The 24,458-nt window shown below is 33.3% G+C and carries 23 protein-coding genes; 17 read left to right on the forward strand and 6 right to left on the reverse strand.

Annotation, left to right across the window (positions count from 1 at the left end; all coding sequences use genetic code 11):
• Positions 1–35 precede the first annotated feature (35 nt).
• The 4 genes from bsdE14_RS13580 to bsdE14_RS13595 all read left to right on the forward strand — a co-directional run bounded on the left by bsdE14_RS13580 (position 36) and on the right by bsdE14_RS13595 (position 2,276).
• Positions 36–545, forward strand: coding sequence for a GNAT family N-acetyltransferase (locus tag bsdE14_RS13580; RefSeq protein ID WP_264850495.1), 510 nt, complete (start codon positions 36–38; stop codon positions 543–545).
• 22 nt (positions 546–567) lie between these two features.
• Positions 568–1,290: a CPBP family intramembrane glutamic endopeptidase gene (locus bsdE14_RS13585; RefSeq protein WP_264850496.1), complete on the forward strand. Its 723-nt coding sequence runs from the start codon at positions 568–570 to the stop codon at positions 1,288–1,290.
• 65 nt (positions 1,291–1,355) lie between these two features.
• Positions 1,356–1,799, forward strand: a complete 444-nt coding sequence (locus bsdE14_RS13590; protein WP_264850497.1) for a DivIVA domain-containing protein — start codon at positions 1,356–1,358, stop codon at positions 1,797–1,799.
• A gap of 54 nt (positions 1,800–1,853) precedes the next feature.
• Positions 1,854–2,276, forward strand: coding sequence for a hypothetical protein (locus bsdE14_RS13595; protein ID WP_264850498.1), 423 nt, complete (start codon positions 1,854–1,856; stop codon positions 2,274–2,276).
• Positions 2,277–2,476: 200 nt separating this feature from the next.
• On the opposite strand, the gene bsdE14_RS13600 is transcribed toward bsdE14_RS13595, so the two are convergent.
• From bsdE14_RS13600 to bsdE14_RS13610, 3 genes are all read right to left on the reverse strand, one after another.
• Positions 2,477–2,785, reverse strand: coding sequence for a hypothetical protein (locus bsdE14_RS13600; RefSeq protein WP_264850499.1), 309 nt, complete (start codon positions 2,783–2,785; stop codon positions 2,477–2,479).
• A 76-nt stretch (positions 2,786–2,861) separates the two neighbouring features.
• Positions 2,862–3,209, reverse strand: a complete 348-nt coding sequence (locus bsdE14_RS13605) for a hypothetical protein (RefSeq protein ID WP_264850500.1) — start codon at positions 3,207–3,209, stop codon at positions 2,862–2,864.
• A gap of 143 nt (positions 3,210–3,352) precedes the next feature.
• Positions 3,353–3,865, reverse strand: coding sequence for a GrpB family protein (locus tag bsdE14_RS13610; RefSeq protein ID WP_264850501.1), 513 nt, complete (start codon positions 3,863–3,865; stop codon positions 3,353–3,355).
• Positions 3,866–4,213: 348 nt separating this feature from the next.
• Between bsdE14_RS13610 and citD the strand changes: the two genes are divergently transcribed.
• The 13 genes from citD (at position 4,214) to bsdE14_RS13675 (ending at position 21,048) form a co-directional block, all read left to right on the forward strand.
• Entirely contained in the window at positions 4,214–4,516 is a 303-nt protein-coding gene (gene citD, locus bsdE14_RS13615) for a citrate lyase acyl carrier protein (protein WP_264850502.1), read from the forward strand.
• The gene (locus tag bsdE14_RS13620; RefSeq protein WP_264850503.1) at positions 4,516–5,415 is read left to right on the forward strand and encodes an aldolase/citrate lyase family protein; all 900 of its coding nucleotides are present in this window, start codon (positions 4,516–4,518) and stop codon (positions 5,413–5,415) included. The genes citD and bsdE14_RS13620 overlap by 1 nt, the downstream gene beginning before the upstream one ends.
• Before the next feature lies 1 nt (position 5,416).
• A complete protein-coding gene (gene citF, locus bsdE14_RS13625; RefSeq protein WP_264850504.1) occupies positions 5,417–6,970 on the forward strand; it encodes a citrate lyase subunit alpha in 1,554 nt (517 codons plus the stop codon).
• Between the two features lie 247 nt (positions 6,971–7,217).
• Complete coding sequence (locus tag bsdE14_RS13630; protein ID WP_264850505.1) at positions 7,218–8,345, forward strand: GntR family transcriptional regulator; 1,128 nt, start codon at positions 7,218–7,220, stop codon at positions 8,343–8,345.
• Between the two features lie 265 nt (positions 8,346–8,610).
• Positions 8,611–9,852: a glycoside hydrolase family 125 protein gene (locus tag bsdE14_RS13635; protein WP_309298137.1), complete on the forward strand. Its 1,242-nt coding sequence runs from the start codon at positions 8,611–8,613 to the stop codon at positions 9,850–9,852.
• Between the two features lie 85 nt (positions 9,853–9,937).
• Positions 9,938–11,311, forward strand: coding sequence for an extracellular solute-binding protein (locus bsdE14_RS13640; protein WP_264850507.1), 1,374 nt, complete (start codon positions 9,938–9,940; stop codon positions 11,309–11,311).
• A gap of 261 nt (positions 11,312–11,572) precedes the next feature.
• Positions 11,573–12,472, forward strand: coding sequence for a carbohydrate ABC transporter permease (locus bsdE14_RS13645; RefSeq protein WP_264850508.1), 900 nt, complete (start codon positions 11,573–11,575; stop codon positions 12,470–12,472).
• Between the two features lie 15 nt (positions 12,473–12,487).
• Positions 12,488–13,324, forward strand: a complete 837-nt coding sequence (locus tag bsdE14_RS13650; RefSeq protein WP_264850509.1) for a carbohydrate ABC transporter permease — start codon at positions 12,488–12,490, stop codon at positions 13,322–13,324.
• 150 nt (positions 13,325–13,474) lie between these two features.
• The gene (locus bsdE14_RS13655; protein WP_264850510.1) at positions 13,475–16,591 is read left to right on the forward strand and encodes an alpha-mannosidase; all 3,117 of its coding nucleotides are present in this window, start codon (positions 13,475–13,477) and stop codon (positions 16,589–16,591) included.
• A 44-nt stretch (positions 16,592–16,635) separates the two neighbouring features.
• Positions 16,636–17,529, forward strand: a complete 894-nt coding sequence (locus bsdE14_RS13660; protein WP_264850511.1) for an ROK family protein — start codon at positions 16,636–16,638, stop codon at positions 17,527–17,529.
• Between the two features lie 27 nt (positions 17,530–17,556).
• A complete protein-coding gene (gene manA, locus bsdE14_RS13665; protein ID WP_264850512.1) occupies positions 17,557–18,495 on the forward strand; it encodes a mannose-6-phosphate isomerase, class I in 939 nt (312 codons plus the stop codon).
• A 193-nt stretch (positions 18,496–18,688) separates the two neighbouring features.
• Positions 18,689–20,404 carry a glycoside hydrolase family 2 protein gene (locus tag bsdE14_RS13670; RefSeq protein ID WP_264850513.1) on the forward strand — a complete coding sequence of 572 codons (1,716 nt, stop codon included), beginning with the start codon at positions 18,689–18,691 and terminating at the stop codon, positions 20,402–20,404.
• A 101-nt stretch (positions 20,405–20,505) separates the two neighbouring features.
• Positions 20,506–21,048, forward strand: a complete 543-nt coding sequence (locus tag bsdE14_RS13675) for a nitroreductase family protein (RefSeq protein WP_264850514.1) — start codon at positions 20,506–20,508, stop codon at positions 21,046–21,048.
• Positions 21,049–21,101: 53 nt separating this feature from the next.
• Here bsdE14_RS13675 and bsdE14_RS13680 read toward each other — a convergent pair whose 3' ends face one another.
• From bsdE14_RS13680 to bsdE14_RS13690, 3 genes are read right to left on the reverse strand one after another with little or no spacing between them, the layout of a single operon-like run.
• Positions 21,102–22,394 carry an ABC transporter permease gene (locus tag bsdE14_RS13680; protein ID WP_264850515.1) on the reverse strand — a complete coding sequence of 431 codons (1,293 nt, stop codon included), beginning with the start codon at positions 22,392–22,394 and terminating at the stop codon, positions 21,102–21,104.
• A gap of 22 nt (positions 22,395–22,416) precedes the next feature.
• On the reverse strand, positions 22,417–23,109 hold the full coding sequence (locus bsdE14_RS13685; protein WP_264850516.1) for an ABC transporter ATP-binding protein: 693 nt from the start codon (positions 23,107–23,109) through the stop codon (positions 22,417–22,419).
• A gap of 11 nt (positions 23,110–23,120) precedes the next feature.
• Positions 23,121–24,365 (reverse strand): efflux RND transporter periplasmic adaptor subunit, encoded by a 1,245-nt coding sequence (locus bsdE14_RS13690; RefSeq protein WP_264850517.1) that lies wholly within the window; start codon positions 24,363–24,365, stop codon positions 23,121–23,123.
• Positions 24,366–24,458: the final 93 nt, after the last annotated feature.

Raw genomic sequence — 24,458 nt, forward strand, 5'->3', positions numbered from 1 at the left:
TTATATTATAGAGTTTTTGTAATGGAGGTATAGAATTGGATAAAAGAGTATTAGAATCAGAAAGATTATTATTAAAGCCATTATCCTATAAGGAACTGTCATATATTAGTGATAATGACATAGAAAGAATTGAAAATTTAATTGATCCTGAGGCTATATTTGATTTTGTCAAAATAGCAATATCAAAGAAATTAGTAAAAATGAAAAATGTTGATGAAAAAAGTCATGAATGGTATACCTATTGGTTGATAATAGATAAGTCTAATCAAAAAGGTGTGGGTTTTATAGGTTTTAAGGGAGTTCCTGATGAAAATGGCTTTTCAGAGGTTGGATATAGTATAGCATCTAGTTGTAGAAGAAATGGATATATGACCCAAGCATTATCAATGCTAATAAATTGGGCAGCGAATTTTGAAAATTGTAAAGGCATTACAGCAACAAAAGTGTTAAAAGGCAACATAGGATCAAATAATGTATTAAAAAACTGTAAGTTTAAATTGATTAGTTCTACAAGCGAAGTAAATAATTATATTCTTGAATTTTAAAAAGATAATGGAGTTGTTACAAATGGGTATGAGTGTATTGCTAAAAGCATTTATATTTTTACCATTATTGTTTTTGTGTAAGAAAGATAAAAGGATTTATGTTTTACTTTTTATATTAATATCTAGCTTAAATGAAATTGGACTAAAAGTTGGAAAATTATATTTAAACCTTAGCTCACATCTTCATTATAATTGGAGTGGAAAAATTCTATCTATTATAATTTCTATAACATTTATAATAATTCTCAAAAGATTTCTAGTTCCAATATCATATAGTGATCCTAAAATATCAGTGGGGCATAAGATTAAGGCCAAGAGAGCTATGATTTTTTCTTATGGTATTCTTCTACTGGTCATAGTAATTTTTTATATTTTAAATTACAAACAGCAATTTGATATGGAACAATTACTTTTTCAACTAACAATGCCAGGAATGGATGAGGAATTATGCTATAGAGGAATATATTTAGCGCTATTAAATATTGCATTTATAAAAAGATATCAGTTTCTTGATGCTAAATTTGGAGTGGGTTTAATAATAGTTTCAATTCAGTTTGGATTAGGTCATGCATTATCTGTTAGTTCAAGTATGGGTATTTCATTTGATATGTTTTATTTTTTCTGGTCTGGAGCAGTAGGTTTTTGTATTGGCTTAATAGCAGAATCAACTGGTAGCTTGATTTTACCAATCGTATCTCATAACGGTTTCAATGTGATAAACTTTTTAGTAAGGGCACTTAGATAAAAGTAGTACAATAATTTTGCGTCAGTGGTCAAATATATAAAAAAATTCTAGGGGGAAGCAATAAAGTGAGTATTGTAAAAATAGAACTGATAATTGACTCATTTCCAAAACTAAAAAAAGAATACGAAGCTCTTGTTAATCAAGGGTATAAGATTAGTAAATATAGATTAGATACTTGTTTGGAAGATGATATATCAAGCGATAGGTTAGAAATAGTTTTGGAGGACTCTAAAGAAGTTAGAATTCTAATTTCTCAAGATAAGTTTCATTTTTTAGGTGGAAAATTTAGTGAGATTACCAAAATAAATTTATCATTTAAATCTAATGTTATTCATCCCAATATCAAATTGAACAAAGAATGCATTCAGAAAAAAGAATTTAAAAAGAAGCTGATGGGAGGCTATGATTGTAACGAAGTAGATGGCTTTCTCGATATAATAGTGGAGGATTATCAATACTTTGAAGAGAGAATTGCTGAGACACTTGGAGATGATGAAAAGCAAAAATAGAATAAACCAGTTATAAGTTCTAAAAATCAAAGATTATAGGTGGAGGAAATTAAATTGGAAAAGGTCAAAAAGGGAAAAATAATAGTTAACATATGCATTGGTACTATTTTGCTAGATAGAATATGGAGGTTTATTGAAGCAATATTAAATAATAAACAATCTTCTAGTGTAGAAATTGTTATCACTTGCTTATTTTTAGCAGTTATAATTTTATATTATTTAGGAAATAAGGTTGCATTAGATATAATAACCTCACTTGTACCATATTATTTTGCAATACTACCATTTCTGATGATTATTCCTGTTATGTATTTTTTAGACTTGGTTGTTTTTGCTAAAATGGGAGAGGGAAAAACTGCTATATTAGTGGTGTTTTATTTTGTTGGAATAAGTACCTTATATTTAATGTTAAAAAAATATGAACTATTTAATTGTGTCAAGGTATACAAAGGTTATATAAAGGATAAAACTGATTAATATTATAACTAGAATAAAATTATATTAATGCATATATGAAAGCTGTAAATCGTCTATAATGATGATTAAACAAGTAGACATGATAAGTAGATAAAAGTATTTTTTGGGTACTTTGGTATGAGTACTCTCTTCAAAAAAACCTATCATCATTTTAATAAACAATATCTTACTTCCCCGTCGTTTTATAAGAATAATGTGAACTAAAGTCTGTTTGCATAATCAATACAATCAGCTAGAATATTATAGAAGTCTTCATAGTTACTATTTTTCATAATCATAGGATTATCCCAATCAAAATTTCTAATGAGAACTATCTTAAAAGCACCATTTAGATTAAATTCAGGATACCACCCAATGTCAAGAATATAGGTATTATCATGCTTATCTGAGTAATTTACTTGCAACAAGTCCTGCTTTAATTCCCATATCTGATTTTTTAGCGGATTAGTAATGTCAATATTAAAATCATTATATGTTACTATGCCTTTACCAAAATCTATATTTTTCATAATGGTTTCCCTTCAATTCAATTAAAACATCTTAAATTACAATTCAGTAACTTTTTAAGAAAATTTTGTTTCAGCTTTATACGCCATAATGAATCACATATTTATTTTTAGAAATAGCCTTTCGTAGTAATATCATTAAATCAATAAGTTCTTTTGATAATTTAGAACGTTTATCATTTGATACAATGGTATAAAAGGCCTCTAATGATTCTGGAGGAATAAGAGTAACTCCCCATCTTGCAAGTGCAAAACTCGGTCTACTATAACAGTGAAAGTAAGTTTTAATTAAGGTCAATTCATTCCACCAATCATTCAAAATATCGTCATTAATATCAACACAATTATATCTTTGAGGTTCATAACATGAATAATCTTTATCTTTTTCAAATTCATCTATAATACCAAATTGGGCAACACTAGACATATACTCACTAACCCTTCTAATATAAAATACTCCCTTATTTCGCCTTTTCTTACTAAGTTGTATTAATATTAATTTTTGATTATTAAATCCTATAAGAAAATTGTGTAGTAAAGATGATGATAATCTCAATAATAAATCAGGAGTTATCTGTTTAAACCACATTTCTTATAGATTTCTAAAATTACAGGTTGCTTTCCTTCGATATACGAGTCTATATCTTCTGGATATTTCGAAGCCATCTCTTTTTTTATTGAACTATACCTATCTCTCTCTTCTTTATGTTGTCTTAAATAATCTCTAAATGTTATATGCTTAAACAATTCTTCATTATCTTTATTGCATACATATAAATGGTGTACCATTAAATGTGACTTGTTATTATAACCAAATGCTTCCCTACCAGATATGCCCAGGTCTCCTTCATGTATATATCCAATAGACTCTAATGCTTTTTTTACTTCTTCAAAATTTTTGTCAATTACAACATCTATGTCAATGATTGGTTTCGCAGCTAATCCTTCAACAGAGGTGCTTCCGACATGTTCAATTGAATTAATTTTTCCAGACAAAACTGTTAATAATTCACTTTTTATACGTTCAAATTCATTTTTCCATTGGAGATTATAATCTTCTACTATTACATTTTTGGTTTTCATTAGAATCACCCTTTCAAATGTACTATTGATCCATTAGGAAAAAAATAATAAGAAATATCTTACAAAACGCTCATACCATATTATACCACAAGGTCGGTCTACATCATCTTCCTAATTTATTTATTAGTTATTAAGTTTCAAGAATGCTGAAAGTTAGATTTTGATACTAAAGTAACTTATAATTATGAAGAATTAAATCCACTGTTTTAAGATATAGTTTTTCTATTATAACTATCAGTAATATATTAATATTTTATATATAATATCAGGTGTGCTAAAGTGTAAGTATGGAAGTCTTTGAAGGATTTAATTAATGAAGACATGATTAAAATATGAGGAGTGATGTACATGGAATTGAAAAAAGTTGCTATAGCTGGCACATTTGAATCCAGTGATGTTCATGTTACTGTTGGGCCTAATGATTGCAGCGGAATTGAGTTATCAATAAAGAGCAGCGTACTTCAGCAATATGGAAAACAGATTAAAAAGGTTGTGCTTGAAACACTTGAAAATTTAGGGGTGACAGATGCTGCAGTCAGTATAGTAGATAATGGCGCCTTAGATTGTACAATAAAAGCAAGAGTTGAGGGTGCAGTTTATCGTTCAATAGATAAATATGATAGCTTACCATGGGGAGGTGCGATAAAATAATGAATCCTAACAAAAAACGTCTTAGAAGAACAATGATGTTTTTAAATGCTCAGAAGCCAAGTCTTATGAGAGATGCATTTGTATACAAGCCTGATTCAGTAATTTTTGACTTGGAAGATGCAGTTGCTGAAAATCAAAAGGATACAGCAAGATTTTCACTATATCACACCTTAAAGGAAGTAAATTACAGAGGGGTAGAAAGAGTTGTTAGAATAAATGGACTTAATACTCCTTACTGGGAAGAGGATATTAGGGCTTCTGTAGCAGGAGGATGTGATTGTATACGCCTTCCAAAATGCGAGTATTCAAAGGAAATATTACAGGTTAAAGCAGAGATTGAAAAGGCAGAAAGAGAATTTAATAGACCTGTAGGGTCAACGCTGATTATGGCTGCTGTTGAGTCACCAAGAGGCATATTTAATGCAGTAGAGCTTTGTGAATCAACGGACAGGCTTATGGGAATTGCCATAGGTGCAGGTGATTACATGAGAACTATGGGAACTAAAAGACATGATGATGGTCAGGAAATGGCATTTGCCAGAGGAATGGTTTTAAATGCTGCCAAACTAGCTGGAATTCAGTGCTTTGATACTGCTTATACAGAACTTGATAAAATGGATGTTTTTGAAAGGGAAGTAAAATTAATTAAGCAGTTAGGCTTTGATGGTAAATCTATTATAAGTCCAAAACAGATAGAAATTGTACATAGAGTGTTTACTCCTACAGAGCAAGAAATTTCACAAGCAGAAAGAGTTGTGAGAGCTATTGAGGAAAATGCAGAAACTGGTGTAGGTGTGTTTGTGCTGAATGGGAAGATGATCGACATAGCATTTCTAGAAGGAGCCCAGAGAACAATTGCACTTGCTAAAGCAGCCGGAGTATATGAGGGGGATTTATAAGATGCTTAATAAAGTTTTTAGAGAAATTCCTGAAGAATTATTAGTTAATGATAGAAAAATATTTGAAGGGTCAATTAATTCGGATAAAGTTTGCAATAGAAATGAAAATGGAGCTTACATAAATTCAATTGCAGATCAAAAGGATAAGCTTCTTTCATCTGTTAGAGAAGCAATTATAAAGTGCGGACTTAAGGATGGTATGACCATTTCCTTTCACCACCATTTCCGTGATGGAGATTATATAGTTAACATGGTAGTAGAAGAAATTGCAAAGCTTGGAATAAAGGATATTACTATTTGTGCTAGTTCCTTAGGAGATGCTCATGACCCTATTGGAAAGTATATAGAGGATGGCACTATAACAGGAATTCAAACCTCTGGAGTAAGAGGTAAAATAGGTGAGGCAATTTCTACAGGGAAGCTAAAAAAAATTGCAATCATAAGATCTCACGGCGGCAGAGTAAGAGCTATTGAAGAGGGAGAAGTCCATATAGATGTAGCATTTATAGGAGCACCTACTTCAGACTCTTATGGAAATGCTAGAGGAGTAGGTGGAAAGTCCGATTGTGGAGTGCTTTCTTATTCAATGGTTGATGCAAAATATGCAGACAAGGTGGTTGTAATAACGGACTTTTTAGTAGACTATCCTAATTTTCCACCAAGTATTTCAGCTGTAGATGTAAACTATGTAGTAGTTGTGGACGAAATCGGAGACCCAAAGAAGATTGTCAGCAATGTAATTCGTTTAACAAGCGATCCAAGAGAGCTTATGATGGCAGATTACTGTACTCGTGTAATGGTTAATTCGCCTTTCTTTAAGGATGGCTTTTCATTCCAGACAGGAGGAGGCGGTGCTGCTTTAGCTGTAAACTTGCTGCTTCGTCCATATCTTGAAGATGCAGGAATTAAAATGAGTTTTGCTCTTGGGGGCATAACCAAGCCGATGTGCGATCTTTTAGAAGATGGTTTTGTAAAATGTTTAGTAAATGCACAAGCATTTGATGCGGGGTCAATAGAATCTGTTAAAAATAATCCTAACCATTTTGAAATATCTACCTCTCAGTATGCTAATCCAAGAAATAAAGGAGCACTTGTTAATAAGCTTGATTTTGTTATATTAGGTGCATTAGAAGTAGATGTTAACTTTAATGTAAATGTAGTTACAGGTTCTAACGGTATTTTAAGAGGAGCGCCAGGAGGACATCCAGATACAGCTGCTGGCTCAAAATGTTCAATTATAGTAGCTCCTTTGGTAAGAAGCAGAATACCAACCATATGTGACAGGGTGGTAACTGTAACAACTCCAGGTGAGGTTGTGGATGTAGTAGTAACTGACTATGGTATAGCAATAAATCCTCTAAGACAGGACTTAATTGAAGCACTTAAAGATTCTAAGCTTCCTATATATACTATAGAGGAATTAAGGGATATGGCTTATGAAATGTGTGGAAAGCCTGATGAATTAGAGTTTGAGGATAAGGTTGTAGCAATACTGGAAAGCAGAGATGGTTCAATACTAGACGTTATAAGAAAACCAAAGGTTTATGAATTATAGACTCAATAGTTTTAAGATAAAAAAGTGCTAAAATGTTTAGCACTTTTTTTATTTGGCTATTTACAGATGATTATTCTGTACCAATTACTTATAACTGAGTTATAATATGGGTATGGCCAAAAAACTTTATAAAATAAATTTGACTAGGGGTACATATAAATGATATATTAAATATATTATATATATTTAAGAAAGATTTATAGTGTGTTTTTCACTAATATTATAGAAAATTAGGAGATATGTTTATATGAATGAGAATCAGCCATTGTATCAAAAACTATACAACTCTATATATGATAAAATTATAAGTGGAGAATATTCTGATGGAGAAAAGCTTCCCACAGAAAAAGAACTTGCTGCACAATTTGATGTTAGCAATATAACAAGTAAAAAGGCACTTGAAATGCTTGCTGATAATGGATTAATAAAGCGAATACCTGGAAAAGGTTCCTTTGTTTTAAAATCCACTGAGGATAATAAAGAAAATGTTCCGAAAAAAGGAGGACATTCTCCAATTATTGGTGTTGTTCTTTCTGATTTTACCGAGAGTTATGGAACAAATCTGCTGTCTGGAATAGAAGAAGAGGCATCTAAGAATAACTGCTTTATAGTACCAAAGCGTTCATATGGAAACCAGGAGTTAGAAAACGATGCAATAAATTCACTGGTAGATATGGGAGTTGACGGAATAATTGTGATGCCAGTTCATGGGGAACATTATAATCCTAAAATACTGAAGCTTATTATGGATGGATATCCACTTGTTCTAATGGATTGTGATTTGAAGGGTATTCCAGCAGCTTTTGTAGGGACTGATAATGTGGATGCTGCTAAAGTAGCTGCAGATTATCTCTTAAAGCGTGGACATAGAAAAATCAGCTTTATCTCTACCCCTCCTAAGGACACTACAACTATCGAGGATAGAATAACTGGTTTTATTCTAAGCCATGCAGAACATGGGGTTAAGGTTGATGAAACCATATGGGAAACTAATCTAGTCAGCACTTTGCCAGGGATGGATAGCGAACATAATATTGAAAATGATTGTGATAAAATTAAAAGCTTGCTTTTAAACAACCCAGATATTACTTGTGTATTTGTAACTGAGTACAACTTAGCTTTACTAGTAATGCGTGCATTAAAATCGCTTAATAAGACAGTACCAGGGGATATATCCATACTTTGTTTTGATGGACCATATAACAATATTGGAGATTATTTTTTTACACATATAAGGCAGAAGGAAAAGGAAATTGGCGGAACATCCATTCAGTTTGTACTTAAGCTCATAAAAAATGAGGAAATTACAGAGAAAACTTATCTTAAGGCGGTACTTGTTGATGGTCAATCAGTTAAATCAATTAAAGGTCGATAGATAAACACAGTTTAATATAGTTTTGTTTTAAAAAACAAAAATGTGCTGCAAATCTACTTTATATAGATTTGCAGCACATTTTTTGTACCATAAAGTATATTAATTATATATTATGCAATAAAAATCGAATAATAATTCTAAATAGTATAATAAATATATTGACTTTAGTATATTTGAAATGTATAATATAATCAATCGACACAAACTACAATATATCATCAAATTACAAAGGAGATTGAAGCTATTGAATATATCGGAAATTGTAATGCAATATGTGGATGATATTGCTGAAAAACTAGACATAAGACTTAAGAAAACGTTTCGAAATTGCTATCTTAGCACACTTGCAACTACAACAAATCTTTTAGAAGATGGGACAACCTTTGTTTTAACTGGGGATATTCCTGCTATGTGGTTAAGGGATTCATCGGCTCAAGTAAAGCACTATTTACCATTAGTTAATAAAGATCCACAAATTGCTCGAGTTATTGAAGGCTTGATCAAGCGACAAGTTATGTATATAGGAGTTGATCCTTATGCTAATGCTTTCAATAAAGAGCCAAATGATCACGGAATGAAAGAGGATATAACTCTTCAGAATCCTTGGGTATGGGAAAGAAAGTATGAGATTGATTCGCTTTGCTACCCTATTCAGCTTGCTTATCAATATTGGAAGGTTAGCGGTGTCAAAGAAATCTTTGATGAGGCATTTCATAATGCTATGTGTACTGTAATCGATTTGTGGAGGCTTGAACAGTACCACGGTGAAAAATCACATTATAGCTTTCAAAGAAAAAACTGTCCAGCTACAGATACGCTGCAAAATGAAGGAAAAGGAACACCAGTTACTTTTACTGGAATGACTTGGTCTGGATTTCGACCTAGTGATGATGCTTGTACATATGGATATAATATTCCTTCAAATATGTTTGCTGTAGTTGCTCTTAAATACATGGAAGAAATAGCAAAATTGGTTTATAAGGATGAAAAACTTGCTGCTGATGCTTCAGATTTAGGAAAACAAATTGATGAAGGAATTCTTAAATATGGAATTGTTGAAAATGAACAATTTGGAAAAATATATGCTTTTGAAACAGATGGTATGGGAAATTATAATTTAATGGATGATGCCAATGTGCCAAATCTTCTTTCTATTCCATATTTAGGATATACAACAGTAGATGATGAAATATATCAAAACACTCGCAGGTTTGTTTTGAGTAAGCAAAACCCATTTTATTATGAAGGAAAATATGCTAAGGGACTAGGAAGCCCCCATACTCCTGTTGGAAGCATATGGCATATTGGTTTAACTATGCAGGCAATAACATCAGCTGATTCCCAGGAAATAAATCAGCTAATTGAAATGATTATGCAAACTGATGATGGAAAGCAATGCATGCATGAAAGTTTTAATCCTGATAACCCTCATGATTTTACAAGAAGCTGGTTTGCTTGGGCAGATTCACTTTTTGCAGAACTGATTATAAAAGTTGCAGGGTTTTAAATAGTTATATTGACCTCGTTATACTTTTGTATAATGAAGTTTATATTAATATTTTATATTAAGTAAATTTTGGGAGGGAATTATATTGAGTAAAAAATTTTTGAAAAGGATTTCGTTGCTAGTATTAGGTGCAACAATAATCACAAGTACATTAGTAGGATGTACAAGCTCTGGCAGTAAGAGTGCTAACTCTGGTTCATCATCAGATCAAATAACACTTAAGTTTACTTACAGAGATGATGGTTCAGACACTTACAAAAAATGGATTGAAGAAGTTAATAAAAAGTATAACAATCCTAAAGTAAAGGTTGTAGCTGCACCAATTACTGCATCTGAGGGGGATTACTTTACTAAAATTTCTTTAGCATTAAAATCAGGTGTTAACTGCCCTGATATAGTAACTGAAGATACTTTTATGTTAAATTCTGATGCAAGTGCAGGATACCTAGATGACCTTACTGATAAGTTAAACAGTTGGGATGACTGGAAGAACCAATTTAGTGATCCACTAAAGAAAGGTGTTACAGCTCAAGATGGAAAGGTTTATGCTGTACCATATAGCACAGACTCCAGAGGCCTTTGGTACAATAAGGAAGTGTTCAAAAAAGCAGGATTACCTGAAAATTGGCAGCCAAAGAACTGGGATGAAGTATTACAAGCTTGTCAAACAATTAAAGAAAAATGTCCTGATGTAGTTCCATTCTGGATGAATTCTGGAAAGGCTACTGGAGAAGCAACAAGTATGCAGACTTATGAAATGCTTTTATATGGAGCAAGCGGCACACTATATGACTCAAGCAGCAAAAAATGGGTTGTAAATAGCAATGAAATGACAGATGCACTTAACTTTGTAGACACTATTTACAAAAAAGGATATGGCCCATCACTTTCTCTAGTTCTAAACGGAGAAGCAGGAAATACTTTTGCACGTAAATATATGCCTACTGGTAAGGTTGGTATTGGTTTAGATGGTTATTGGACTTCAGGTAACTGGGCTAAGGGTGGTCCTGCAGAATGGGCTGACTACACTAATAAAGTTGGATTCGCACCTTTCCCAACAAGTAAGGGACAAGAACCAGGTACTATAACTATGGCTGGTGGATGGTCACTTGCTATTCCAAAGCAAGGTAAGAACAAAGAAGCAGCTATGGAATTCGTTAAATTTGCTATGAATAAAGAAAATATGCTTTCTATTGATAAAGCTTCAGGTTTCTTAACTACTCGTAAAGACGTTGCTGAAGATAAGGACTTTATGGCTATACCATTTAATCAACAAGCTAATGATATGCTAAAAAATGCACAATTTAGACCAGCAGTAGATAAATATCCTTCAGTTTCAACTGAAATTCAAGCAATGGTTGAGTCAGTAGCAGCAGGTACAAAGCCAGCTGATGCTATAGCAAAATATTCACAAAATGTAACTAGAATTGTTGGTAGTGACAAAGTAACTAGTAAATAAAGATAATATTATTAATTAAGTTTAATAAGCGAACAGTGACCTGTTAGCAAACTGTTCGCTTATATATTATTTTAAATATTTAATGTTAGCTGAAGACAATGATTAAAAAAATACATATTAAAAACGTGATATATTTGTAGTATTATATTAAACAAAAGCCTAACTGTATTAATTTTTAATTTGAAAGTAATAAGAAATATAAGTTTTGAAAAAATTCAAGTGCTATGCTTGATTATATATAATTTTAAGGGGGTTAAAAGAATGGATACTGCCGCAGCAACATCTTCACTAGAAAACAAAAGATCCAAATTTGGAAAATATCTTTTCCTTTTGCCTGCAGTTTCACTTTTACTGTTATTCTTTATTTTTCCTATTTTGCTAACAGTAATCTTTTCGTTTTCAAATCTAACATTAACAGGAAGCGAATCACAAAATTTTCAGTTCATAGGTCTTGAAAATTATACACAAATGTTTAGAGATCCTCAGGTATTTAAAAGTATAGTAAACACAGTTATTTTCTTAGTCTTTTCTTCTTTGATAGGACAACAAGTATTCGGATTTCTAATTGCAATTTTAATGAAGAATAAAAATACAATCTTCAGAAGGGTTGTAGGTACGATAGTTCTTGCTGGTTGGGTTATGCCTGAAGTTGTTTGTGCCCTATGTATGGCTAATTTTCTTAATGACAGCGGCACACTTAATTCAGTAATTAAGCTCTTTGGGGGCACACCTGTGCAATGGCTTTATAAATTTCCTATGTTTAGTATCATAATTGCTAATGCATGGCATGGTACTGCATTTTCAATGTTAGTGTACCAAGCAGCCTTGGATGATGTCCCAACAGACATAGAAGAAGCGGCTGTAGTTGATGGTGCATCTAATTTCACTATTTTACTTAAGATTATTTTACCTAATATAAAAGGATCTATTATAACCAATATGATGTTGAATACACTTTCCACACTTGGGGTCTTTGGTCTAATCTACATGATGACTGGTGGAGGTCCTGGAGATTCCACAACAACACTTCCTTTACTAATGTACAGTGAAGCATTTGGCAGTTTCCAAATTGGTTATGGTACTGCAATTTCAATGATACTTCTAGCTATTGGTGTAATATTAAGTTTCTTCTACGTAAAAGCATCCAAAGTAAAAATTTAAAGGCGGGTAATACATATGAATATGAAATGGAGAAAAAGAATTTTTGGGAAAATACTTCCTTATGCAATTCTTAGTTTAATTGGTATATGCTTTTTGCTGCCACTTTTATGGGTTTTAATAGCTTCCTTTGACAGCAGTGCATCTCAGGCTCTACAGATACCTAAAAATGTAACCTTGGGGAATTATCTTAATGTGCTAACTAATCAAACTAATCAGCGTTCCTTTGCTATAGGACTTTTAATTTCTATTTTGCAGACAATATTTGTAGTTATAGCAGCAGGTTTATGTGCATATCCTCTTTCTAGATATCAAATGAAACATAAGAAATCATTTATGTACTCTATTCTTTTTATGACCTCACTGCCAATAACAGCATTGATGGTTCCTGTTTACCAATTATTTATTACTATAAAACTGTATGATAATATTTTCGGAGTAATTTTATTTTTGACTGCTTCAGCATTACCTTATGCCATTTGGATGATGAAAAACTTTATGGATGCCATTCCTATAGAGCTTGAAGAGGCAGCTTGGGTTGATGGTGCCGGGGTTCTAACTACAATTAGAAAGGTTATTACACCTGTTATGCTTCCAGGTATTTTTACTGTAGCAATATATACTTTTTCTGGCAGTTGGGGTAATTTCTTTGTTCCCTACATATTAATTAGTACAGCAGAAAAATATCCGGCTTCAGTTATGCTTTATCAGTTCTTTGGCAACCATGGTATGATTGCATACGGACCTTTAGCAGCCTATTCTGTACTTTATGCGACTCCATCCATAATGCTCTATGTAATTTCTCAAAAATATATGTCAAAAGGCTTCAGCATGCAAGGTGCAGCTAAAGGATAATATATAAATTAATTCAACTAATAAAATTAATCCTGTTAAGGTTATGGACGCTTTAGATAACCTTGATAGGATTTGATTTTATACAAACCTTAATTAAGGAGTTTTATTATTAAAAATATTGAATAATTAGTTTGAAAGCTGGTGATTTAAATGTTTAGAAAAGAACGTGTTCGCGTAATTTGTAATGAGCTACAAAAGCTCTCCTGTACTAAATCCTTTGATATAAATAACTGGAAGAAAAAAGATGGTTTTTATCTTCGTCCACAAGATGCAGAAACCTCTGAAACTCCATGGGAGAATTTTGATAGTAAAAATATGATGTGGATGGGAAAAGATAAACATTTTTGGTTTACAACTGAATTTACTGTACCAGAAGAATTTTCTGGGAAACCATTATATTTAATTATTAAAACACAGATTGATGAAGCTAATGATATGAGTAATCCTCAGTTTTTGGCTTTTATAGACAATATACCTGTTCAAGGCGTTGATATGAATCATAGAGAAATCTTTATTACTGAAAATGCTGAAACTAATAGAAAGTATAGAATCGACTTACAAGCTTACACAGGAACTCTCCACGTTGAACTATTACTTATAGGAAGAGTAGTTCAGGTGGATAGAGAAATATTAAAGCTTTATCATGATCTTAATGTACCACTATGTACTGCTGAAAAACTGGAAGATGAAAATAGTGATAAGTTGGAGCTTGAGCTGGAGCTTGAAAAAGCTGCTGATTTAATAGACCTTCGAGTTCCTTATTCTCAGTATTTCTATTCCTCTATTAAGGCAGCAGAGGAGTATCTAGAAAAAACTATTTATGGCACACTTGCGGGGCATAACAAGGTAATAGCAAGCTGTATCGGACATACTCATATAGATGTTGCTTGGCTGTGGACAGTTAGCCAAACTAGGGAAAAAGTTGCCAGAAGTTTTTCTACTGTGTTAAAGCTTATGGAGGAATATCCAGAGTATAAATTTATGTCAAGTCAGCCGCAATTATATGCTTTTTTAAAGGAGCGTTACCCGGAAATATATGAAAAGGTTAAGCAGCGTGTTGCAGAAGGACGATGGGAGCCTGAAGGCGGAATGTGGGTTGAAGCTGACTGTAATTTAACTTCAGGAGAATCCCTTGTTAGACAATTTTTATATGGGAAAAGATTCTTTAAGGATGAATTTGGAGTTGAAAATAAAATACTATGGCTTCCAGATGTATTTGGATATTCTGCTGCATTGCCTCAAATAATGAAAAAGTGCGGCATAGAATATTTTATGACTACTAAAATTGCATGGAATGAATTTAATAAATTTCCTTATGATACATTTTGGTGGCATGGCATTGATGGCACGCCTATATTTACTCACTTGATTACAACAAAGGGCATTGATCAAGCTAAAGATAGCTTTTTCACTACTTACAATGGTATGCTGCATCCAGCGGCTCTAATGGGTGGCTATGACAGATACCAGCAAAAGGAATTAAATAATGATATACTTGTATGCTATGGCTATGGAGATGGCGGTGGAGGACCTACTAGGGAAATGTTAGAAACCGGTAGAAGACTGGAAAAAGGAATAGTAGGAGCTCCAAGGGTTGAACAAAAGTTTTCAAAGGACTATTTTGATAAGCTTTATGCTTCACTAGCTGAAAATCCGGACTTGCCAAAATGGATTGGCGAACTATATCTTGAGTATCACCGCGGTACCTACACATCAATGGCTAGAAATAAGCGCAGCAATCGAAAGAGTGAATTTGCACTAATGAATTTAGAAATGCTTTCTGTTTGGGCGGAACAATTTGGAATACCTTATCCTAAAGAGGAAATCGATTCTATATGGAAAACTGTTTTAATCAATCAGTTCCATGATATTCTGCCAGGGTCAGCTGTTAAGGAAGCCTATGATGTTACTAAATTAGAATATGAAGAGATTAAAAATAAGATTGAGTCACTAATTAGTGAAAGAATAAATGTAATAGCTACTAAGGCAGGGGCAGGCCAGGACAGTGTAGCAGTATTCAATACTTTATCCTTTAAGCGCAGTGACAAAGTTGTGCTGGACAATGTTCCTGGAAACGCTACTGAACTTATAGATGAAGATGGCTCTGTTTACCCACTGCAAAAGACAGAGGACGGTATGTTTACAGCATGGATTGAAGCAATTCCTCCTAAAGGGGTAAAGGTGCTGCGCTTTAGCGAAGGTAAAAAGCAGGAAAGTCCATTTATTATTACTAATGAAGGAATTGAAACACCATACTATAAAGTAGCTATTGATTCCTATGGATTTTTCACTTCACTTTTTGATAGGACTAGTAATCGTGAAGTACTTCAAAGTGGAGAAAAGGGCAATATCTTTAGAGTTTATGAAGATAAGCCTATGGAATTTGACAACTGGAATATCGATATTTATTACAGTAGAAAATCATGGATTGCAGAGGATGTTACTAAACTTCAATGGATAGAAAATGGTCCTGCTCAAGCGGTACTATTAACTGAAAGAAAGTATTGCAATTCTACAATCAATCAAAAAATATACTTTTATGCTAATTCAAGCCGTATTGACTTTGAAACTTATGTGGATTGGAAAGAACATCAGCAGCTTATGAAAGTGGAGTTTCCAATAGCTGTGAATGCAAATGAAGCTTCCTATGATATTCAATTTGGAAACCTAACAAGGCCAACTCACAGCAATACCAGCTGGGACAAGGCAAAATTTGAGGTTTGTGCGCATAAATGGGCAGATCTTTCTGATGGAGGCTTTGGGGTCAGTCTTTTAAATGACTGCAAATATGGCTATTCAATAAGAAATCAGGTTATGACTTTATCACTTATAAAGTCGGGAATTGATCCAAATCCAACTACTGACCAAGAGGAGCATTGGTTTACCTATTCTATTCTTCCACATCAAGGAAGTTGGAAAGATGGAGCTACTGTACAGCAAGCTTACATGCTGAATGTTCCTGTTTTGAGCAGCTGCCCAACAAGTAAAGCTGCTGTAGTAAGTAAACCTTCTAGCCTTATTGATGTTAATGCTAAAAATATAATCATTGAATCAATTAAGAAGGCTGAGGATGGGATTGGTACTATTATTAGAATGTACGAATTTGAAAACAAGCTTACAGCTGCAAAGATGGATTTAGGAAGAAAATGCAGCAAAGTTATTGAATGTGACTTGCTAGAAAGAGATATTTTATGTGCTGCTGAAGATACAAAGGAAGTTTCCTTTACAATAAAGCCATATGAGATTAAGACTTTTAGAATAGTTTAACTTTTATTTTGTGAGATAATTAATAAAAGGTAAAGGAGATAAATATGTATACAATAGGAATCGATATTGGTGGAACTAATACAAGGGTAGCACTGATAAGTAAAAATGAAATATTAGAAAAGTATGTATTCTCAACAAATATAAATAATTCTTACGAAAATACTAATGAGATTCTAAAAATAGTTAAATCTTTGGCTGAAAAAGTAGAAATAGAAGGTATAGGTATATCTTGTCCTGGACCTTTAGATTTAATTGCAAAAACAATACTGAATCCTCCAAATTTGCCAGGATGGAAGAACTATAAAATAGTAGAAGAAATAAGTAAAGCTACAGGACTACCTACTTATATTGAGAATGATGCCAATATAGCTGCATTAGCTGAATATTTATTGATAAAAGAAAAGCCTATTTCACTTCAATTTCTAACAATCTCAACAGGTATTGGAGCAGGCTTTGTTCACCAGGGTAAGATTTATAGAGGTGCTCATGGCTTTGCGCAGGAAGTATTTAATATAGTTGTTAAACCTGGTGCATATTCCTATGGTAACTATAATTCTGGGGCATTAGAATCTGTTTCAAGTGGATCAGGAATATATAAGCAGGCATTAGCTAGAGGCCTACAGGTAGGAAATACAAAGGATGTATTTGATTTAAGAGAAAAAGGTAATGAGGAAGCTGCAGAAATAATAGAAGAAGCAGTAGAAGCCTTGGCAGTTGGAATAGCTTCAATTATTCAAATTATGGACCCTGAAATAACAGTACTGAGCGGAAGTTTAGTGTTAAATAATCAATGGATAATAAATGAACTGGAAAATAGGGTAAAGGAAAAGGTTCATCAAGACTTAAAGGATAAAATTAGTATTAAGTTAAGTGAACAAAATGGAGATTCAGGACTTATAGGTGCTGGTTATATTGCAACTGCTGAATATAATTTGTAATGAATAGATATTTTTAAGGAGGCAAATATGAGCAGTATTATAAAATTAAAGCCGGTTTTTAAGGAGAGAATATGGGGAGGAACAAGGCTAAGAGATTATTTTGGCTATGATATACCTTCAGAGAATACTGGTGAATGCTGGGCAATATCAGCACTAAGTAGCGGTGATTGTGAAATAGAAGATGGCGAATTTAAGGGAAAAACTTTATCTTGGTTATATAAAAATCACAGGGAACTTTTTGGAGGTATTGAAAATCCGGAGTTTCCTCTATTGGTAAAGCTTATCGATGCAGCAGATAATCTTTCAATACAGGTTCATCCTGATGACAAATATGCTAGGGAAGTAGAAAAGCAACAATTTGGTAAAACTGAAGCCTGGTATATCATTGAAGCAGATGAGGATACAGTTTTAGAAATAGGACACAATGCTAATTCAAAAGAAGAATTACATGATATGATAGAGAATAAGAAATTTCAAAAGTTGCTGAATTATAAACCTATAAAGGCTGGAGATTTCTTTTACATACCTTCAGGAACAGTGCATGCCATTTGTAAGGATACTTTAATATACGAAATACAACAGTCTTCTGATATAACCTATCGATTATACGACTACGATAGGCTTGATAAGAAAACTGATAAACCAAGAGAACTTCATACTTCAAAGTCCATAGATGTGATAACTGTGCCTCAAAAAATTGATACAACTGCTATACCAACTGTTGAAGCTGATGAGGGGCACCAAAAGATAGTTTATATTGAAAACGAATATTTTAGTACTTATAAATATGATGTGAAGGATAAAGTGAAATTACTTAATGAATCTTTCTTACTCTGTACAGTGATGGAAGGCAGCGGCAGTATTGGAGATAAAGAAATTAAGAAGGGTGATAACTTCATTGTACCTGCTGAATGCAAAGATATGCTAGTTGTTGGAAATATATCTATTATGATTTCAACAATGTAAAAGCATTTTTATTATTGAGTAGAGTAAAGTAAATATAAATTATGAATGAACCTCGATTTTTCGAGGTTTTTTTATTTATATAAAATATAATAGTTTTTCTAAGGGCAATAGTGTTGTTGATAAGTACATGCAAAAATGGTATATTATGGTTATAATTTTATGTATAGCTCTATTTTGAAAAGGAGAGAATGGAATGAAAACAAAATGGGGAGAAATTCTTGATAAAAATAATATATTGAAAGAATATCCTAGGCCACAAATGGAAAGAGACAGTTACTTAAACTTAAATGGGCTATGGGAATATGCTATTACTGAAACTGAAAGTATTCCAGATAAATTTCATGGAGACATTCTAGTTCCATTTTCACCTGAAAGTGAGCTCAGTGGAGTGACACTTTCAAAACCACTGACACCAACTGAAACGCTATGGTATAAGCGTACTGTAAAGTTACCTCCTGTTTTCAATGTGGGAAGAGTAATTTTGCATTTTGGTGCTGTTGATCAAACTGCAACCGTCTATATTAATGGAACTCAGGTGTGCTCCCATGTAGGCGGGTATACTTCTTTTAGTGTGGATATTACTAATTATTTAATGGAAAGCAATCTAATAGTGGTAAAGGTGAGGGACTTTACAGATACCACCTACCATTCTCGCGGTAAACAAAAGACTGAAAGAGGAGGAATGTGGTACACTCCACAAAGTGGAATATGGCAGACCGTATGGATGGAAAGTGTGCCAAATGACTATATCAGTTCGTTGCGTATAACGCCTCTATTTGATGAAAGTGCTGTGGAACTTATAGTGACTTCAAAGAGCTCAAAGCTGTGCCATGCAAGAGTAGGCAAAACTATGATTTCATTTCTATCCAACCAGTCAGCTAGGCTGCCTATGAAAGGATTTATGCCATGGACACCGGAAAGTCCCCAGCTTTATGATCTAGTAGTTACTTTGGGGAAAGACTGCGTAAAAAGCTATTTTGGCATGCGAAAATTTTCTGTAGAGGTAGATGATAGTGGAGTAAAACGGCTATTTTTAAATAACAAGCCTTATTTTCACAATGGATTATTAGATCAAGGCTATTACAGTGATGGCATGTATACTGCTCCTTCTGATGAAGCAATGATTTTTGATATAGAAACTGCAAAGAAAATGGGCTTTAATATGCTGCGAAAGCATATTAAAATTGAGCCTCTTCGCTGGTATTATCATTGTGACCGAATAGGAATGCTAGTGTGGCAGGATATGATTAATGGTGGTGGTGACTATAGAAGAATAATAGTTACATATCCATTGATGACCTGTATTCATATTAAGGATTCGCATTATAAGTGGTTTGCCAGGGAGGATGAAGAGGGGCGAAAACAATATTATAAGGAACTTGATGAGATGATAAAGCATTTGTATAATTCCGTATCCATTGCAATGTGGGTTCCTTTTAATGAGGGATGGGGACAGTTTGATGCAAAGGAAGCAGTTAATCGAATTTTGAGTATAGATTCAACTCGTACAATAGACCATGCCAGCGGCTGGCACGATCAAAAAGTTGGAGATATAAAAAGCCACCATGTATATTTTAAAGAGTATAAGTTTAAAAAAGATAAGCTTAAGCGTGCTGTTATTTTATCTGAGTTCGGAGGATACAACTGCCGTATAAAAGGTCATTGCTTCAGTGAAAATGATTATGGTTATAAAAAATTTGATACACCTGAAGTATTATTTGAAGCTTATAAGGAGCTTTATCAGGATGAAATTATACCTGCAAGAGATAAAGGACTTAGTGCAGCTGTATATACCCAGCTTACAGATGTAGAGGATGAATTAAATGGCTTGATTACCTATGATAGAAAAGTAATAAAGATGGACGTAGAAAAGATAAAAAAAATTAATAATAGGTTAGAAGGCGTTTAAAACTAAGTTACTAAAGCTATGTTGAATATATTACCTAGTTTGGAAGTAGGGTTTACATGGATATTAGAATGTAATAATATATTGGAAAGGAGATGATAAAAGTGGATTTTTCAACACTCTCCAAAGAGAGACGAAGTATTAGAAATTATCTTGATAAAAAAGTAGATAGAGAACTAATTGATAAGTGCCTTGATGTGGCCTTGTTAGCACCATCTGCACGTAATTCTCAGCCTTGGAAGTTCATTGTAATAGATGAGGAACAGGTTCTTTCCAAAATTAAAGAGTGTACATCAGATGATGACTACCATTTAAATCTGTTTACTAGGAATGCTCCAGCCATGGTTGCAGTGGTAAATGAAGGTTTAAATTATATGCCAACGAATAGAGGAAAAATGAAGGGTGATGACTATTCAAAGAGCGATGTAGGCGCTGCTATTGCAATGTTTTGCTTAAAGGCTGCAGAGCTTTCACTTGGAACATGTATTATTGGTTCCTTTGATGCAAAGAGTGTAAAAGAGCTTCTAGGAATACCTGAAAATAAAGGCTTGGATTTAATGATAACTATTGGTTATCCTGCTGATGATAAAATTGCAACTAAGGTTTGCAAGCAAAGGGAAAATTCAGTTTCATATAATAAATATTAAAATTTGACACCGCCTGAAGGCAGCTTGTATAGCTGCTTACAGACGGTTGTTTATTATTCATATCTTAATGCATCAATAGGATCGAGTTTTGCGGCTTTATTTGCAGGATAATAACCGAAGAAAACACCTATGGATATTGAAAAAAGTATAGTAAGAATTATTGTAGGTATTGAGAATACAGGTGTAGTTCCCATTAATGAGCTTCCTAAGGTTCCCATTAAAAGTCCAAGAATTAATCCAATTATTCCACCAACAAGTGATAGTATCATAGCTTCTGTTATGAATTGTAGACGGATATGAAAATTCTTGGCACCCAAAGCTTTTCTAGTACCAATTTCTTTTGTTCTCTCCGTAACAGATACAAGCATTATATTCATAACCCCAATGCCGCCCACCAAAAGTGATATAGCAGCAATAACAGAAATTGCTATTGATATTGTGGAAAGCATTGAGCTCACAGTTGCAATTTGACTGGACATACTAAACACACTTGCTTCCCACTTTGGATTTTTTACGTAATATTTAGCAAAAAAATTTTCTGCATTTTTTTTAAATACATCAGAGTTAACATTGGCTTTACTCATAATAGTTGCTGAGGAATAGTTTTTTGTAGTCTTATCCATCTTCGCAAGTGAAACAGGTATATATACAGGAGTTCGTGTGTCTTTTTCCGAAGATGTAGATGCCATTGAAAACATAGAAGACTCAGAGTATTTGTAAACTCCTATGATTATATATGTTTTTATGCCGTCTGAGGCATAAAATTTAATTTCTTTGCCAATAGGATTCACATTGTCACCAAATATGTTTTTTACAAGCTTATCTGAAACTACAGCTACACTTTTACGTCCAGCGATATCACTGTTATTAATAAATCTTCCATTGATCATTTCTACGCTATTAACCGCCATATATCCAGCATTGACACCTGAAACAGAAGCATTTGCATAGAGCCTTCCGTCTTTTACCTGCCCGTTGCCCACAGAGTCACTAACGCTGATAGCTTCTATTTGGTCTTTATACTTTTCTTTAAAGGCATCAAGCATATCCATAGTTAATAAATCCTTATCTTCTGCAGTAGATCCCGATGCCACCATATTTGGTCCGTTATTTTGACGCTGGGATGTACCTGACTGAGTGCTTTTTTCCCGTACGTTTACCATAAAATTATTTGTACCCATACCCTGCATCTGTGTTGTAACAGAAGAGGAGAGAGAATTTCCTACTGACAATATTGCTATCACTGATGCTATTCCTATTATTATACCAAGCATGGTCAGAAATGCTCTCATCTTGTTAGCACGCAAGCTTTCTAAAGCTAAAAGCATATTTTCTTTAAAGAACATATTTGTTCACCTCGTTTTCTTTTTAAGAGACGGCACTATTAGGCATATCACTTAGTATTCTGCCGTCTTTGATTGTAATAATTCTCTGTGCCATCTGTGCAATTTCCATGCTGTGGGTAATTAGAAGTATAGTTTTCTTCTTTTCTCTATGAATTTTTTTAAAGATGTCCATAACTAAATCGCCAGTTTTTGAATCAAGAGCACCTGTTGGCTCATCCGCAAGTATAATGGATGGATCATTAACAAGAGAACGTGCTATTGCAACTCTCTGCTTTTGTCCTCCTGAAAGTTCATTTGGCATATGGTCCATTCTATTTCCCATTCCAACAACTTCTAGAAGTTCTTTTGCTCGCCTGGTGCGTTCCTTTGAGTTTATACCTGCATAGAGCATAGGTAATTCAACATTTTTTAGAGCATTTGACCTACCCATTAGATTAAAGTTTTGAAAAACAAAGCCTATTTTTTTACCTCTTATATCAGAAAGCTCATCTTGAGTCATGCTTTGAACTGGTATTCCATCTATGGAATATTCACCAGAGGTTGGCTTATCAAGGGCACCTATAATATTCATAAAGGTAGATTTGCCTGATCCGGAAGCCCCCACAAGGGCAACAAATTCACCGTCTTCAATTCTTAAACTAATATTATCTAACACTAGCAGCTCGTTAGGGGTATTAATAAAATATTTTTTTCCTAGATTTTTTACTTCAATCATGTAAATCCCCCCTATTTTGTTACTTTTGAGCTATCTTTAGGATTAGTCTCAATATTCATACCATCTTTTAAATCTGTAGAAATTATTTCTATATACATATCTGTTTCCATACCCTTTTCAACCTTTATTTTTTTAGCAGTATCTTTCGACTTGCTATCTTTTTGTGTGGAATCAATAACATAAATGTATTGACTGCCATCTGCATCTGCAACTATAGCATCGTATGGAACAGAGAAGACATCATTTTTTTCATTTAGTTTTATGGTTAATCTCACATTCATCCCTATTTTCATATTAGGGTTTTTATCTTTCAAAGTAACCTGAGTATCAAATTGAACATTGGAGGAGGAAGCAGTATTTCCATTAGCATCTTTAGCTGCAGTAGGTGCAATTTTTGATACAGTCCCTTCAAATTCTTTGTCCCCTGTGCTGTCGGATTTAATAATTACATCTTGTCCAACTTTTACAGAAGCTATATCATATTCACCTATTGCTGTTGATACAATCAAATTATCAGTATCTTCAATAACAAACAGCAAGCCGGCTGCAGAGTTATTTTCTTTTGCATTTACTAGAGTAATCGTTCCATCAATAGGAGCAGTTATTTTGGAATTATTTAAAGTTTGCTTTTGTTTTTCAAGAGCTGCCTTTTGACTTTCTATGCTGTTTTTTGATGCATTACTGTTTTTATTTTTTACATTGTTTAATGATGCTGTGGCATTATCGTAAGCAATCTGAGATTTTTTTAAGGTTAATTCTGCTTTTGAAAGGTCGTCTGAAGTACTTTTTCCTTCATCATAAAGCATCTTAACCTTATCATAGCTGCTCTTAGAATTATCTAGGTCTAGTTTTGACGATTCCACATTGTTTGTTGCATTCTGCAAATTATATTTATTAGTAGCTTCTTCAGTTTTTAGTGACTCCTCAGCATTTTTTAGATTTAACTCAGCTTGTTTTATATCTAGTTCCAGGTTCGTTGTGTCAAGTTGTGCAAGCACATCACCAGTTTTTACTTTATCACCAACCTTAAAATTTACTTTCTTTACAGGATAGTTTGTTACTGTTGAATATACATTTTTGCTATCGCTGCTAGTAATAGTTCCAGACACTAAAACTGAGTTTACAAGATTTGATTTTTTTAAGGTAAAAGTTTGAACAGTATTTGCATCGCGTGCCTTTGTAGCAGTTGGTCTAAATACAAATGCTCCTGCTATGAGTGCAGCTAAAATTACACCTATAATAATCTTCTTTTTCATGTTAGATTTTCTCCCTTTCATTAATTGTTTTGTAACGCAAGTATATTTGACTAACATGAACTAAAGATGAATTAATGTAAATATTTTTTTCTT

Source organism: Clostridium omnivorum, from assembly GCF_026012015.1.
Classification (GTDB): domain Bacteria; phylum Bacillota; class Clostridia; order Clostridiales; family Clostridiaceae; genus Clostridium_AX; species Clostridium_AX omnivorum.

Excerpts from the sequence above, each read along its gene's own strand:
- bsdE14_RS13600 (WP_264850499.1), bottom strand. The coding sequence starts at position 2,785 with ATGAAAAATATAGATTTTGGTAAAGGCATAGTAACATATAATGATTTT.
- bsdE14_RS13690 (WP_264850517.1), bottom strand. The coding sequence starts at position 24,365 with ATGAAAAAGAAGATTATTATAGGTGTAATTTTAGCTGCACTCATAGCA.
- bsdE14_RS13605 (WP_264850500.1), bottom strand. The coding sequence starts at position 3,209 with ATGTCTAGTGTTGCCCAATTTGGTATTATAGATGAATTTGAAAAAGAT.
- bsdE14_RS13660 (WP_264850511.1), top strand. The coding sequence starts at position 16,636 with ATGTATACAATAGGAATCGATATTGGTGGAACTAATACAAGGGTAGCA.
- bsdE14_RS13620 (WP_264850503.1), top strand. The coding sequence starts at position 4,516 with ATGAATCCTAACAAAAAACGTCTTAGAAGAACAATGATGTTTTTAAAT.
- citF (WP_264850504.1), top strand. The coding sequence starts at position 5,417 with ATGCTTAATAAAGTTTTTAGAGAAATTCCTGAAGAATTATTAGTTAAT.
- bsdE14_RS13650 (WP_264850509.1), top strand. The coding sequence starts at position 12,488 with ATGAATATGAAATGGAGAAAAAGAATTTTTGGGAAAATACTTCCTTAT.
- bsdE14_RS13630 (WP_264850505.1), top strand. The coding sequence starts at position 7,218 with ATGAATGAGAATCAGCCATTGTATCAAAAACTATACAACTCTATATAT.
- citD (WP_264850502.1), top strand. The coding sequence starts at position 4,214 with ATGGAATTGAAAAAAGTTGCTATAGCTGGCACATTTGAATCCAGTGAT.
- bsdE14_RS13670 (WP_264850513.1), top strand. The coding sequence starts at position 18,689 with ATGAAAACAAAATGGGGAGAAATTCTTGATAAAAATAATATATTGAAA.
- bsdE14_RS13685 (WP_264850516.1), bottom strand. The coding sequence starts at position 23,109 with ATGATTGAAGTAAAAAATCTAGGAAAAAAATATTTTATTAATACCCCT.
- manA (WP_264850512.1), top strand. The coding sequence starts at position 17,557 with ATGAGCAGTATTATAAAATTAAAGCCGGTTTTTAAGGAGAGAATATGG.
- bsdE14_RS13585 (WP_264850496.1), top strand. The coding sequence starts at position 568 with ATGGGTATGAGTGTATTGCTAAAAGCATTTATATTTTTACCATTATTG.
- bsdE14_RS13655 (WP_264850510.1), top strand. The coding sequence starts at position 13,475 with ATGTTTAGAAAAGAACGTGTTCGCGTAATTTGTAATGAGCTACAAAAG.
- bsdE14_RS13610 (WP_264850501.1), bottom strand. The coding sequence starts at position 3,865 with ATGAAAACCAAAAATGTAATAGTAGAAGATTATAATCTCCAATGGAAA.
- bsdE14_RS13635 (WP_309298137.1), top strand. The coding sequence starts at position 8,611 with ATGCAATATGTGGATGATATTGCTGAAAAACTAGACATAAGACTTAAG.
- bsdE14_RS13680 (WP_264850515.1), bottom strand. The coding sequence starts at position 22,394 with ATGTTCTTTAAAGAAAATATGCTTTTAGCTTTAGAAAGCTTGCGTGCT.
- bsdE14_RS13645 (WP_264850508.1), top strand. The coding sequence starts at position 11,573 with ATGGATACTGCCGCAGCAACATCTTCACTAGAAAACAAAAGATCCAAA.